This is a genomic window from Spirosoma soli (assembly GCF_042684525.1).
In the GTDB taxonomy this organism is placed as follows: domain Bacteria; phylum Bacteroidota; class Bacteroidia; order Cytophagales; family Spirosomataceae; genus Spirosoma; species Spirosoma soli.
In genome coordinates this window covers 116582-131223 of the sequence record NZ_JBHULN010000006.1, presented here as the reverse complement: position 1 = coordinate 131223, position 14642 = coordinate 116582, and the positions used below count along the sequence as shown (strand labels likewise).

Here is a 14642-nt window from a genome sequence, read left to right as displayed (position 1 = left end):
GGCCACGTCCGGGCGAGTAATGCGTATCAATTCTATCTTGCCCGGACGTGGCCGTCCAGGCTACACTAACATGAACAACGCACACGCAAATCGACGGAAGTTTATCAAGACAGCGGCTGGCTTAGTGGTGGCTCCCGCTATCCCGAACGATCTTTTGGCTACGCAACCGGTAATTACCAAAAGCCCGGCCATACACGGAAGCAAACCGGCAGCCGCCCGCATTCGATTCTCGGTGATTGGCATGAACCACGGCCATATTTACGGGCAGGTCGGTGCCGTGATTCGGGGCGGTGGTGAACTGGTTTCGTTCTATTCAAAAGAACCGGATCTGGCCGCCGAATTTACCAAGCGTTTTCCGGAAGCAAAAGCCGCCAAAAGTGAACAGGAAATACTAGACGACAAGTCTATTCAGCTTGTTCTAAGCTCTATTATTCCCGACGAACGGGCACCGCTGGGTATTCGGGTGATGCGGGCCGGTAAGGATTACATGGCCGACAAACCCGGAATCACTACGTTGGAACAACTCGCCGACGTGCGCAAAGTTCAGAAGGAGACCAAGCGCATTTACTCCATCATGTACAGCGAGCGGTTCGAGAACAAGGCAACTGTAAAGGCTGGAGAACTGGTGAAAGCCGGGGCTATTGGTAAAGTCATTCAAACCATCGGCCTGGGACCGCACCGCATGACACCCAAATCAAGGCCAGAGTGGTTCTTCGACAAAAAGCGGTTTGGCGGCATTATCTGCGATATTGCTTCCCACCAGTTCGACCAGTTTCTGTTCTTCACTGGTTCTACAAAAGCCGAAATCGTTGCCTCACAGGTTGGCAATGTACATTATCCGCAATACCCCAAGTTTGAGGATTTTGGTGATGTGATGTTACGGGGTAACGGTGGAACAGGTTATATCCGTGTCGATTGGTTTACACCCGACGGCCTGAAATCGTGGGGCGACGGGCGCTTGACAATCTTAGGCACCGACGGATTCATTGAGATTCGCAAGAACATCGATCCCGGTGGACGCGAAGGCGGCAACCACCTGTTTATAACAGACAACAAAGAGACCCGCTACATCGATTGCAGCAAAGAAACGCTGCCGTACGGTGAACAATTGGTGAATGACATTCTGAACCGGACGGAAACCGCCATGTCGCAGGAGCATTGTTTCCTGGCTACCGAACTGGCGCTCAAAGCCCAAAAGCAGGCCCAACCGCTTACTCTAAAAGTATAAGTTGCTTAGCTAATGAGTCAATATCGTTTTGTGTTGTTTGCTACCACGTTTTTGTTGCTGACGACCATGACCACTGGCTGGACGAAGGACGACGTGAACTGGAAGAAGGTAAAGGTGCTGGTGTACACCAAAAACGGCAAAGGCTACGTCCATGATAACATCCCAAATGCGGTGCAGTGCATCCAACGGCTTGGACAACAATACGGCTTCAAAGTCGACGTATCAGATCAGCCGACCGTCTTCACGGAGGATAACCTAAAGCAGTACACCACGCTGATTTTTCCGAGTACGAACAACGACGTGTTTGATACCGATGCGCAACGACTGGCGTTTCGGCGTTACATCGAGGCAGGTGGTGGTTTTGTGGGGATTCACTCGGTCATGGGCACTGAACGCAACTGGCCCTGGTTCAAACGGATGATCGGCGGAACCTTCGCCTGGCATCCTCCTTTCCAAAAAATCCGGATCAACGTAATCGATACGAAACACCCTTCGATGCAGGGGCTACCCAAGGTGTGGGAAAAAGAGGATGAATTTTACTTCACCAAGGAGATGTCGCCGGGGCCAACGGTCATTATGGCGAACGACCTGACATCGCTTGACGGACGAGAACCCGAGAAGGTAAAGACGTTCGGAGGGTCGTATACGCATCTATATCCATCAGCCTGGTACTACAATTTTGATGGTGGCCATACCTGGTGCACCACGCTGGGTCATCACAAAAAGGATTACGAAGATCCTACGTTTGTGCAGCACATTTTTCAGGGCATTCGCTACGTAGTCGGGCAAGTGAACAAGATTGATTTCAACAAGGCGTACGCTGATTCGAGAGATACGCCGATTCAGTGAGCGGCTAATATATTGTTATTACCCACAACTAAAAATGGAACAGTTATCAGACGTTCAGGACGACGTACAACAGTCCTATAATTCAAGCCCTGCAATTGCTTTCTCACTTGACGGCAAACTAGCCTTAATCACTGGTGGAGGCAGCGGGATTGGCTTCGATATTGCCCGCTGCATGGTGCAGTCCGGCGCTACAGTCGTTATAACCGGTCGGCGTGAGCAGCCCCTTCAGGAGGCTACCCAAACACTCGGTGACCGGGCGCATTACGTGGTCAACGACGTAACGGCTCGGGAATCACTGGATGGCCTGGTAGAAACAATCGAGGCCACATACGGTCCAATTAACATTCTGGTTAACAACGCCGGTATCAATATGAAAAAACCGGCGCTTGAAGTCTCCGACGAAGATTTCGACCGTATCGTTCATACCAACCTGAACTCGGTGTTCAGCCTGACGCGGGTTTGTGCCCAGCGCATGGTCGAACGACGTAGCGGTTCCATTATCATGATTTCGTCGATGGCGGCCTATTATGGCATTGATCGGGTAGCGGCCTATGCAGCTTCTAAATCGGCGGTGGAGGGCATGGTGAAGGTGTTGGCGTCGGAATGGTCAGGGCAAGGCGTCCGGGTGAATGCGATTGCGCCCGGTTTTATTGAAACCGCCATGAGCAAAGCGGCCATGAGTGGCGACCCCGACCGGTTTGCCCGGGCCATGCGCCGGACGCCGATGGGCAAGTTTGGCAAGCCCGAAGACATTGGTTGGGCGGCCGTGTTCCTGGCTTCAGATGCTGCTTGCTACATCACGGGTGCTTCGTTGCCGGTTGATGGGGGGAATTCGATTGGATTTTAGTTTTTATAACAGGCCGCAAAGCCACTTATTTACACGTATGAAAAGTCTATTTCTTTTAAGCTTCCTTAGTAGTAGTGCCCTCACCGCTACCGCTCAAACGGCGATTGGCATTTTTGAAAACCAGGCGGATATTGGTAACGTGCTGCACAAGGGAAACGCCAGCTATGATCAAGCTACCCGTGCATATATCATCAAAGGATCCGGGGAGAACCTTTGGTTTAAAAAAGACGAGATGCACTACGTTTGGCGAAAAATGAAGGGCGATTTCATCGTTACAACCCAACCCACCTTTGTTGGTAAAGGCACGGATCCACATCGCAAAACCGGCTGGATGATCCGTACGGGCCTCGATACTAGTGCTGCCATGGTTACCTTAACGGTGCATGGCGATGGATTGACGGCCTTTCAGTATCGTAAGAAAAACAACACTAATATTGAGGAGATTAAAACGCCCATTCTCCACCCTGATATCCTGCAACTGGAACGACGGGGGCGAAGCTACTTTGTTTCCATCGCCAAGCTCGGTAGTCCGTTCTGGACGGTAGAGATTCCAGACTTTGACCTCCCCGAAGATTTAATGGTGGGCCTGTTTATTTGTGCACACAACAAGAACGTAGTTGAGGAAGCGAAACTGACCGAGACGAGGGTATTCACTCAGGTAAAGAACTGAACGTATGAAACGACCTTGGCTTTCACCCCGAAGAAGGTAAATAGTTCTGGAAATTGCTTAACTGATTTGGCGTAAAGGCCTCACGCTTACGAATAAGCTAGCCCTCCACAGCCCGTACCCAGTTTTTATCCTGACAGTTTTCGCACGGCTCGCTAGGTTTTGCGGATGTTTGCCTTGGGTTACCACAGTTGTGGCAAACAAACGTATCGGGAGCTTTCTTCTGCGCATTTCTGAAATCGGGGTCAGACTCAGGTATGATTGAAAGACCGGGTTCGGGTTGTTCATTTTTTATAAGCGTAAAGCTTCCGCTAGCTTCAATATACAGGCGTTTCACTTGTCCCAGATGCTCCATGCCCGCCGAACGAAGCTGTTCCATGAGCCGTTCACGGGTAATCCGCACGTTTTGCATGCTGTCTAAATGAAGAATGGAGTTTTCGACCAGCGTGCTGATGTTATCCTGCGTAATGGCCTCAAAACGTTGGTTTTGAAAGGCCAGTTTTGCTATGAGTCGCTGAATAGACACGATCACAAGCGCCACGACAACCGCTGGCAGCAAGCCCCGGTCCGGGGCAAGAATGGGCATACCGATGGCTGCTGCCAGCGATACCTGAGCCGCCAGTTCATTGCGGCTCAACTGGGCCGCCATTCGCTTACCCATCAACCGCATGGACACCATCAGCAGCAAATACACGAATGTGATCCGAATTACTATTTCTATTAAGTATTCACCCGGTACTTCGCCGAGTAGTATGCGCATCCAATCAGTTATGTGGATCTCTTCGGGTTTCATACACGTTGATTAACTAGCAAGTTCGCTAACTGGCTGGATAGCCTTTGTCCATACCTGTTCGCCACAGACCGGGCAAAGACTATTTTGTTGTTGAGCGGGTACGGCCTTGGCGCAATTTGTGCAGGCTACCACGTCATCTGCACAGGACTGTATCGCCTGAACCGACTCATCGTCGGGGGGCAAGGTTGATAAGCCAGGTTTGGGTTCTTTTAACTTATAAATGCTGAAGGCTCCACACGCTTCAATGTACAAGCGCTTTATCTCGCCAATGTTATAAATCCCCTTTGCCCGTAACTGAGCCAAAATTTGCTGCCGAGTAATTTTCGTATCGGCCATATTACCCAGTTGCAGAATACCATCTTTAATGAGTATCGTTGTCTCGCCTTGTGAAATGTTTTCAAATTTTTTGTTTCTAAACTCCAGCCAGGTTAGGCCCCGTTGAAACACCATCATGCACAGCATGGCAACTACGGCGAGCAAAATACCACGGTCAGGTGCTTCCAACGATGGAGAAATAATAGCCCCTACTGTAACCATAACTGACATTTCTGTTATGGTAAGCTGCCCACTCATTCGCTTACCCAGCAGCCGCACAACAACCAGCAGAATCGAGTAAATGAGTATGGCCCGGATCAAGGTCTCCAACAAAAATTCGGGTGGGGCCACACCAAATAAAATGCGTTGCCAATCAGCTAAATGAATCTCCTCTTTCTTCATCACGTGTCCTTTCTACCTTAATTATAACTTTATTCTATAGAATTGGTTGTCTTTTATTGCATAATTTATCATTTGTTGACCAACACTGTAGCCTGACAGACACACCCTTACTACCAGCTCGGTGGCTGGCCATTGATAAAGCCAGACAGTCACGATTTAACGGAATCTCTGGCCAGGCAGTTAGTAAGGTATTCCATCATTCCATTCATGAAAAAATTACTTTTTATTCTGTGCACCACCATTGTGCTCGTACAATGCCAGAGAAAAGATCCCCAGGACACCGTCGCGACGGCCGTTCCGCCCGATTTCATTAAAGAGCTATGGTATAAAAACAGCCTAATCTATAACCTGGACGTAAAAGTTTTTAAGGATTCGGACGGCAATGGATTTGGCGATTTTAAGGGGCTTATCCAACAACTGGATTACCTGAAAAAGCTCGGCGTGGATGTGATCTGGCTCTCGCCGTTTCAGCCAACACCCGATGGTGACGACGGCTATGATATCGCCGATTTTTACGGAATAGACAGCCGCATTGGCACCCGAGCCGACTTCGAAGAGTTTATGAAACAGGCGAAAGCGCGTAATATCCGGGTGATTATGGACCTGGTCATTAACCACACATCCGATCAGCATCCGTGGTTTCAGCAGGCCCGGCGAGACGAGAAGTCGCCGTATCGGTCATGGTACGTGTGGTCGGAAGAACGGCCCAAAAACTGGGATAAGGGCATGGTATTTCCGGGCGTTCAGAAAGAAACCTGGAGCTACGACAAGCAAGCCAAAGCGTATTACTTCCACCGCTTCTACAACTTTCAACCCGACTTGAATGCGCAGAACCCGGCTGTTCAGCTCGAAGTCCGAAAAATTATCGGTTACTGGCTGGCGACTGGCATGTCGGGTTTTCGGCTGGATGCCGTTCCGTTTTTCATCGAAAAAGTTGGCGACGACCCTAACGACCCGGAACACCAGTTTGAATTGATTACGCAAATGCACCAGTTCGTTCAGTGGCGCAAGGGCGATGCCATGGTGCTGGGCGAAGCCAACGTAGATCCCAAAGAGCAGAAACCTTATTTTGGCGAACAAGGCACGGGCATGCAGATGATGTTTAACTTCTACGCTAATCAGCATCTGTTCTATGCTCTGGCAACCGGCGAGCTAAAACCCTTTACCAAAGCCCTGGAAGAGACTAAAGGGATTCCGCCTACGGCGCAATGGGCTTATTTCTTGCGGAATCATGATGAAATTGACTTGGGCAGACTCACGGAGAGCCAACGGAATAAAGTCTATGATAAGTTTGGCCCCGACAAGTCAATGCAACTGTATGACCGGGGTATTCGCCGTCGACTGGCCTCTATGCTCGGCGATCGGCAGCAGATCGAGTTAGCCTACAGCCTGCTACTGTCTATGCCAGGGGCGCCTGCCATTCGATACGGCGAAGAGTTGGGCATGGGCGATGACCTCCGCCTGAAAGAGCGCTTGTCCGTTCGGACGCCCATGCAATGGTCAACAGATCGTAATGCAGGATTTTCGACCGCGTCTAAAACCGTCCGGCCCGTCATTAGTCAGGGCCCTTACAGTTACCAACGCGTGAACGTAGTGACCGAGAGCCAGGATTCAACCTCGTTGCTTAATTGGCTGACGACGATGATTCAACTGCGCAAACAGCATCCCGAAATTGGCTGGGGCGACTGGAACCTGCTTGATACGGGTTCGCCGAGCGTACTGGCCATGCAATACGAGTGGCAGAACCGCTCCGTGCTGATGGTTCACAACTTCAGCAAAAACGCACAACAGGTTCAGTTACAACTCAAGAAAAAACCGGTGCGTTCGTTGACCAGCCTTCTCGACAAAAGCCGGCAACAAGCCAGTAGCAATGGCCAGTATGTTATTGCTTTGGGCAAGTACGGCTACAACTGGTATGAGGTAAAGTGAAACCATGATGGCAGATTCAGCGATCTGTCATCATGGTTTATATGTTATACAGCAGCCCCAATTAGTGAGTTTTGCTTATGCAGCGCAGGTAGCACCTTTTGACCAAACTGATCGATAAACCGCTCGTGATCTAAGTTGACGTTGTGCAAGAACAATTGCTCGAAGCCTAAGTCCACATACTCCTGCAGCCAGTCAAGGTGCTGATTCGTATCGGCCGCGATCAAGACCATCTTATCTACCTCGCTCAGGTTAACTAAATCACCGGCCATGTCGAACTGTTCGGGCAGCTTCAACTCGGTTAGCATGGCGTTCGGAAAAATGTTGGATCGCCATTGATCGTAAGCGCCCTGTTGAGCGGCCTGGTGGGTATCTGCAAACGAAAGCTGCACTTTCAGATGCATGGGTTTACCTTCGCCACCGCCCCGCCGAAAGGCCTCCACTACCTCGCGTAGTTGATCCATTGGCTGCGAAATGGTTAGCAGGCCATCGGCCCAGCCGCCTGCCCATTCGGCTGTTTTGCTCGTTACAGCAGCTCCAAAAATCAGTGGCTTTACAGCCGGACGGGAGTACAGAATGGCGTCTTCCACCGTTACCAAGCCTTTATGCGTGACGGTTTCGCCGTCCCACAACGCTCGAATTATGTCTACACACTCTTTCAGCCTCGCGTTACGTTCATCTTTCGTTGGCCATTTATCACCCGTAATGTGCTCATTGAGGTATTGCCCGGTGCCAACAGCCATCCAGAAACGTTCGGGAAACATGTCGGCCAAGGTAGCTGCTGCCTGAGCGATAATGGCCGGATTGTAGCGCTGGCCGGGCGCGTTGACAACACCAAACGAAAGCGAGGTCGCCTGCAAAGCCGCCCCCAACCACGACCAGGCAAAGCCACTTTCGCCCTGCCGATTGCTCCAGGGGTGAAAATGATCAGACGACGAACAGGCCGTAAATCCTGCCTGCTGAGCCAGTTGCACATAGTTTAGCAACGTACTGGGCTTGAACTGCTCATGTGATGCATGATAGCCTATTTTAAGTGTATTCATATCCGTTGAGCACTAGCTGCTGCTTATCGATTATAAATCTTTACCCACTCCCGTAGCTGCTCTTCACTAGCTGGCGAGAGCTGTTCGGGTATCATTCGCCATTCCCAGTTGCCGCTGGGCGACGCGGGCGTATTGAGTCGAGCGGTTTCGTCTAAGCCGAGCACATCCTGCATCGGCAGAATGGCAATTTTTGCTACTGAACCGTAAGTCATCCTACCCAGTGCTATATGCACATCGTCCGCCGATACAGGCCGCCCTACGTACTGATCCAGTCGTTTACGCTCTTCTTTACTGGCATTTTCCTGGTACCACCCCCGGCTGGTATTATTGTCGTGCGTACCAGTATACGCAATCGAATTCACCGTATGGTTGTGAGGAATGTTCACGGTCTGGGGCATATCTTCACCGAAAGCAAATTGCACGACTTTCATACCGGGCATGTTGAATTCGTCCCGAAGCTCATAAACAGCCTCGTTAATATCCCCCAGATCTTCGGCTACGAACGGTAGCTCCCCCAAAGCTTGCTGTACTGCTTGAAAAAAATCAGCACCGGGGCCCGGTTTCCAAATACCGTTAACGGCGGTTTTTTCGCTGGCAGGTACCTCCCAATAATCGGCAAAGGCACGGAAGTGATCCAGGCGAAGCAGATCGTACAACTCCATGTTTTTACGAAGGCGTTGTATCCACCACGAATACCCTTGCTCTTTCAATACGTCCCACCGAAAGACCGGCATTCCCCAAAGCTGGCCATCGTCGTTGAAGTAATCAGGGGGTACACCTGCTACGCCCGTCATTTTACCGTCTTTGTCGACGCTGAATAAGTCAGGGTTAGCCCACACATCGACCGAATCATAGCTCACATAAAAAGGCAAGTCACCGAACAGTTGAATACCCAGGCTATTACAGTACACTTTCAACGATTTCCATTGCTTGCTGAACAGAAATTGAAGCCACTTTACTTTCTCGATGGCCTCTTCATGCTGACTGGCAAAGGTTTGCAGGGCTTCGGCCTCACGCAGCCGGAACGCATCCTCCCACTGAAACCAGGCGGCATCCTGATGATGAATCTTTAGCGCCGAATAAAGAGCATAATCGTCGAGCCAATACGCTTCCTGTTCGCAGAACCACTCAAAATCATGCTGCTGGGCGGCTGACTCATGACTCTTAAAGTTTTCATACGCTTCATCAAAAAGCGCTTCTTTAATCTCTTTAGCGCCTTTAAAATCGGCTTTGTTTTCTGCTTGTAGCCGATGGTTAGATACGGTTTCGGCATCGAGCAGGCCTTCGTCTACCATCATCTCTAAACTCAGCAGCAGCGGACTGCCTGCCATACTCGAGTTTGAGCTATAAGGCGAGTGCCCCTGCCCCGACTCAACCGGATTAATAGGCAGCAATTGCCAATACGTTTGGTGGCTCCGGCTGAGGAAGTCGGCGAAAATTCTGGCTTCGGGGCCAAAGTCACCAATACCAAAGGGAGAAGGTAGCGATGTAATGGGCAGCAGGATACCAGCGCTTCGTTTGGTGGGTGATTTTTCCAGTTTTAGCAGCCCCAGCGGCACATCGCCGAAAATGTCTTTTACAGCGATGCCTTTTTCGACTTTACCACTAGCTTTTATAAGCCGATGTTCCCATTGATCGGGGGCATAATCGGGCAGGACGATGCGGGTGTCGTGCCAATCCAGCGCATCCAAACCATCTTGCGGATCAATCAGCTGGGCGAGTCCCAGCGGCACCGCCACCACGTACCAGGTCTGTTGATAACGACGGGCAAACGCCAGCACATGCTGCTTATGACGGCCAGCTACCTGAAGCGGAACGTAATGACCATTAGCGAAGAGCTCGGGTTGTTGTTTACGTTCGTTCAGCAGAATATGCACCAACCAAAGCTTGATGCGCGCATCGTATCGATTCTCCCATAATTCAGACCATATATTTTCAGTACCGCCAGCTAACAAAGTCTTCAGCGCCTTTTCACGTTGCTCAAAATTTATCGGCCGACGGTTATCCGGGTCAACCATGCTAAAATCCCAGAACTCGCAGCCCTGATACACATCAGGCAAGCCGGGACAAGTACATTTCAGGACAACCTGAGCTAATGAGTTCACGATGCCAAAGTCGGCAATACGTTGATGAAACGCCTGAAACCGCTTCCAGAAGGGCCGCTTCTGATCCAGTAAGGTTAGCGCAAAATTCTTGGTGGCTCCTTCATACGCTTCGTTGGGCGCGTTCCAGCTGGAGTGCCGCTTAGCTTCGCGCAGGGCTTTTTCCAGATACTCGGTCAGGCGGTTCGGAAAGTTATCCTCATCCTGATCTGGCATCGGATACGCCCCTACCAGCGTTTGGTAAATAAAGTATTCGTCGTTGGCGTCGGGGGCCTCATTCTCCTTTAAATCAGCGTTGAGCTCCTGCCATTCTTCGACTTCGGCAAACCAATCGTCGGTTAGGTCCGTCAACACGTTCAGGCGGCTGCGCACATCTTCGCCCCGTTTGGTGTCGTGCGTTGACGTAGCATTGATTGACAGCGGCCAGCGCGCCTGGCGATCCAGCATTTTCTGATGAAACTCGTCTGCTTTCAGGCCAAAGAATTCTGGCGAATCACCGACTTCATCGTGCCCAATGAAGCGGTTGTAGGTATACATGAGCGTATCCTCTACTCCTTTCGCCATCAATGGCCCCGTAAATTGCATGCAACGCTGGTAGAAACGTAGCGCCCGGCTGTTATAGGCCTCGTCGTTCAAAGATGGCTTAGTCAGTATAGCTTCCTCCAGCACATCCATGACCGGGGCTAACGCTGACTTACTGGCCCGAATTTGACGTATAATGTTCCGTACCGCTTCAGCTTCTGACTCAACCAGCGGCAGTCGGTTACCGTAATACCGATACACCGGGCACTGGATCAGGAACTCACCAATACCCGCTCTTAGCGTATCGGCGGGCACCGTTGCCAGTTTTTCTTTATCGACCAGGTCCAGATCCAGGAAAAGCTGCGTCAGGTTTTCCCGTTCTCCCTGCATGTGCTCGTTGAGGATGTACGCTTTCTTGTCGTGCAGTTCCTCATTAATTTTCACCTTTTCGCCAAGCAGCTTGTGGTAGAATTTAGTGAAGTTTGCACTGCTTCGGGTTCTAGTGAATACGTTATTAACCAGCGACAGATACGCGTAGCCCGTCTCGCCCTGAATGGGCCAGTTGGCGGGTAACTCTTCGCCGGTTTCCAGTATCTTCTCAACCACAATGTAGGCGTCTTCGCCCGCTAACTCTCTTAACTGTTCCAGGTATCGGGTCGGGTCATAGAGGCCGTCAATGTGATCGACGCGAACACCCTGAAATACGCCTTCCTCAAGAAATAATTTTACCCGTTCGTGCACATGCTCAAAAACCGCCTGATCCTGAACGTTGAGGCATATCAGGCCATTGACAGTAAAGAAACGGCGATAGTTGATTTGCGTATCGGTTTCGGCATGGTGGCACAGCCGATACGCCTGCTCATCGGCAATTTGTTTCAGTAACGCTGGATCATCGTTTACAGCGGTCAGACAAGCACCAAGATACGCCCGGACGGCCGCTTTCTCCACCAAAGTTGCCAGCTGAGTCTGAAACTCAGCTGACCGCAGAGCATATACATCGACTTCTTCAATTTGAGTCAGCTCCGGCAGTTGGTTCAGCAGTTCCTGAAGCTCCCTGACCGACTTATCCTTGCCCGCTTGCAACACCGTGCCATACGACCGGAGATGAACCGGGTAAGCCGAGTCGTAATACGCCAGCACGAGCCGTTGGTCTTGGTAATCAACCTTTAGTTCGCCCTTGTTAATAACTTCTTCTAACGATGCCCCTAAAAAAGGAACCATCAGCCGCCCCTGATGAATGGGGCTGTTCCAACCAATGTCAAAAAAGGAAGCATACAATGACAGCTGGCCTTTCTCCAGCACATCCATCAGCCACGTGTTTTTGGGATGAAACGCCATATGGTTCGGCACAATGTCCTGTATCCACTGGATACCCAGTTCTTTAAGTCGCTTACTGATTGCCCTCAACTGCGCTTCTGTACCGATTTCGGGGTTAATACGCTGTGGATTGACCGAATCGTAGCCATGCGTACTGCCCGGTACGGCTTCGAATATGGGAGAAGCATAAACAGTACTTACGCCCAGTTCGTAGAGGTAAGGAATGATACGCTCAAAATCGGTGAAGGTAAACTCTTTATGAAACTGCAATCGGTACGTAGCAACCGGATTATTCATGACTTTGCGTGTAGATGACTATTGATTCAGGTTCTATGGTAAGGGTACTACCATCTGACGCAGCCTCAGGCGCTTTGCTTGTCTCTACGCCATTTAAACTGGGTTCAGACGGATCTACCGGTCCTTTCCATTGCGAATCGGCGGAGTTGAATAGTTTACGCCACGACTGACCTAAGGTTGGCAAACTAATCTGCTGCGGCTCCTGGGCAAAGTTCATTAGGCAAAGCACATGCTGATCCTCGTGCCAACGGTGCAGAACCAGTGTTTGCTGCCCTTCCTGTTCACTGACTGTCAAGTTCTTTCGATTCAAGTGGCGTAAGGCGGGCTGCTCTTTACGTAATGCGATCAGCGCCTGATAATATCGAAACATGGTTTGGTGCGGCTCCTGTTCTAACAAATCCCATTGAAGCTTCGATTGTTCAAAAACAAGGTGAGCCATTGGGTCAGGCACCTCGTTGGTTTCGTCGAAGAACGAGAACTCCTCCCGGCGCCCTTGCCGGACGGCCTCCGCCAGCTCGGGGTCGGTATGACTTACGAAGTAAAGGAACGGATTCGACTCGGCCCATTCTTCGCCCATGAACAGCATCGGTAAATAGGGGCTAACCATAACGGCACCCGCCATCAGTTTCAACGTGTCGAAACTATAGAGCTGACTCGAACGCTCGCCTAGCTTGCGGTTGCCAATCTGGTCGTGATTCTGGGAAAACACAATAAATTGCTGCCCCGGATTATTTTCGGCTTTCTGCCCAAAAAAGCGATGCCGTTCTTCCGAGAACTGCCCGTCATATACGTAAGCATCCTGGTACGACTTGGCCAGGTGTTTGATACCCGTAAAGTCAGCGTAGTAGCCTGTCCGCTCTTCGCCCACCGCAACGCGCAGGGCGTGGTGAAACTCATCCATCCACTGAGCGTCCATACCGTAACCATGCTCGGAAAGCGGATTGATATAACGCGGATCGTTCAGATCGCTTTCAACAATCAGGTAGTGACGGCGTCCGGTTACTTCCATGAGCTGATCGACGTGTCGCCTGATTTCTTTCAGAATATGCGTTGGGCTGAAGTCCTTTATCGCGTGAACGGCGTCGAGTCGCAGCGCATCAATGTGGAAGTCACGGAACCACATGAGCGCATTTTCGATAAAATAGCGCCGGACACCATCGCACCAGGCATCGTCAAAATTGATAGCCTCGCCCCAGGGTGTGCAATACTTACCTGTGAAGTATGGCCCAAAATCTTTAAAATAGTTGCCTTCCGGCCCAAAGTGGTTATACACCACATCCAGCACCACCGCTATGCCTTTAGCGTGGCAGGTGTCCACCAGGTGTTGCAGCTTACTGGCTCCGCCGTATGAATTCTGCACCGCATACGGAAACACGCCATCGTAGCCCCAATTCCGGGAATCGGGAAACTGAGCTACGGGCATAATCTCAATAGCGTTTACGCCCAACGCTTTGAGATAGTCCAGTTTTTCTTCCAGAGACTCAAACGTACCATCAGGGGTAAATGTACCTGTATGAAGCTCATAAATGAGGTAATCTTCCAGCGGCAGATTAGGCCAGCTCTGATCATTCCATTCAAAACTGCAAAGGTCTACCGCCTGCGACGGACCATGTACGCCCTGAGGCTGGCAAAGCGACGCCGGATCGGAGCGCTTAGTTTCTCCATCGAGCACAAATTCGTATAAGTCGCCGGGGTGAATTTGATTTGTTTTACAGCACCAATATCCGAATTGTTCCGATTTCAAGGGCAGAGCCGCCGAGTGTCCATAGACTTTAACCGCTACGTGCTTGGCCTGTGGCGCCCATAATAGTATTTCGGCTTCACCTTCGGTAGTAAACGTTACACCAACTAACCGTTTTTCTACACGTATTTCCTTTTCCATAACATCTAAGAAGCTGTGCAGGCGTTTGCGAGCCTGCTCCCATCAGCCCGACCAAAATCAACCTGCGCCAGGCAGTCAACTTAGCCGTACCAAAGGGCCATTATCTAAATATCTCTCACTACTTCGTTTTAACTACTTTTTAACTAGATTATGTTTATAAAGACTGACTAAGAAATAAGCCAATGGGCCAACGTTTACATAAAAGTGTAACTCCTACTCGTCAACATACTACCTTACGGAGGAACAAAGTGTTCATTATCAATACGTAAAATAGTAGTAATCAACTCTAGCAATGTGGACTCATAGGGCATAAAAACAATAAAGCGACCCTTCCGGACGGAAGGGTCGCTTTACTTAAATTACAAACAACCTACATCTACTGCCTGGTAACCGTAAAGACCGCTTGTTGCTTCGTATTGTTGGGATCAGTACCTGGATAGCGGCATCAGCTT

General features: G+C 50.4%; 10 protein-coding genes. 5 read left to right on the top strand and 5 right to left on the bottom strand.

Annotated elements, in window-relative coordinates:
• Nucleotides 1–70 precede the first annotated feature (70 nt).
• Genes ACFSUS_RS11740 through ACFSUS_RS11725 form a run of 4 tightly spaced genes read left to right on the top strand, consistent with a single transcriptional unit; the run spans nt 71 to nt 3594 of the window.
• Nucleotides 71–1228, top strand: coding sequence for a Gfo/Idh/MocA family protein (locus tag ACFSUS_RS11740; RefSeq protein ID WP_381522715.1), 1158 nt, complete (start codon nt 71–73; stop codon nt 1226–1228).
• A gap of 12 nt (nt 1229–1240) precedes the next feature.
• Nucleotides 1241–2077 carry a ThuA domain-containing protein gene (locus ACFSUS_RS11735; RefSeq protein ID WP_381522713.1) on the top strand — a complete coding sequence of 279 codons (837 nt, stop codon included), beginning with the start codon at nt 1241–1243 and terminating at the stop codon, nt 2075–2077.
• A 34-nt stretch (nt 2078–2111) separates the two neighbouring features.
• Nucleotides 2112–2924: an SDR family NAD(P)-dependent oxidoreductase gene (locus tag ACFSUS_RS11730; protein WP_381522711.1), complete on the top strand. Its 813-nt coding sequence runs from the start codon at nt 2112–2114 to the stop codon at nt 2922–2924.
• Between the two features lie 37 nt (nt 2925–2961).
• Nucleotides 2962–3594: a hypothetical protein gene (locus tag ACFSUS_RS11725; protein WP_381522710.1), complete on the top strand. Its 633-nt coding sequence runs from the start codon at nt 2962–2964 to the stop codon at nt 3592–3594.
• A gap of 97 nt (nt 3595–3691) precedes the next feature.
• Here ACFSUS_RS11725 and ACFSUS_RS11720 read toward each other — a convergent pair whose 3' ends face one another.
• Nucleotides 3692–4384, bottom strand: coding sequence for a DUF421 domain-containing protein (locus ACFSUS_RS11720; RefSeq protein ID WP_381522706.1), 693 nt, complete (start codon nt 4382–4384; stop codon nt 3692–3694).
• A gap of 9 nt (nt 4385–4393) precedes the next feature.
• Entirely contained in the window at nt 4394–5101 is a 708-nt protein-coding gene (locus ACFSUS_RS11715; RefSeq protein WP_381522704.1) for a DUF421 domain-containing protein, read from the bottom strand.
• Nucleotides 5102–5308: 207 nt separating this feature from the next.
• On the opposite strand from ACFSUS_RS11715, the gene ACFSUS_RS11710 reads away from it, so the two are divergent.
• Nucleotides 5309–7030, top strand: a complete 1722-nt coding sequence (locus tag ACFSUS_RS11710; protein ID WP_381522702.1) for an alpha-amylase family protein — start codon at nt 5309–5311, stop codon at nt 7028–7030.
• Nucleotides 7031–7074: 44 nt separating this feature from the next.
• Here the strand turns inward: ACFSUS_RS11710 and ACFSUS_RS11705 are convergent, their stop codons facing one another.
• From ACFSUS_RS11705 to treZ, 3 genes are read right to left on the bottom strand one after another with little or no spacing between them, the layout of a single operon-like run.
• A complete protein-coding gene (locus tag ACFSUS_RS11705) occupies nt 7075–8070 on the bottom strand; it encodes a TIGR03885 family FMN-dependent LLM class oxidoreductase (protein ID WP_381522700.1) in 996 nt (331 codons plus the stop codon).
• Between the two features lie 23 nt (nt 8071–8093).
• Nucleotides 8094–12308, bottom strand: a complete 4215-nt coding sequence (gene treY, locus ACFSUS_RS11700; protein WP_381522697.1) for a malto-oligosyltrehalose synthase — start codon at nt 12306–12308, stop codon at nt 8094–8096.
• On the bottom strand, nt 12301–14190 hold the full coding sequence (gene treZ / locus ACFSUS_RS11695) for a malto-oligosyltrehalose trehalohydrolase (protein WP_381522695.1): 1890 nt from the start codon (nt 14188–14190) through the stop codon (nt 12301–12303). The genes treY and treZ overlap by 8 nt, the downstream gene beginning before the upstream one ends.
• Nucleotides 14191–14642 lie beyond the last annotated feature (452 nt).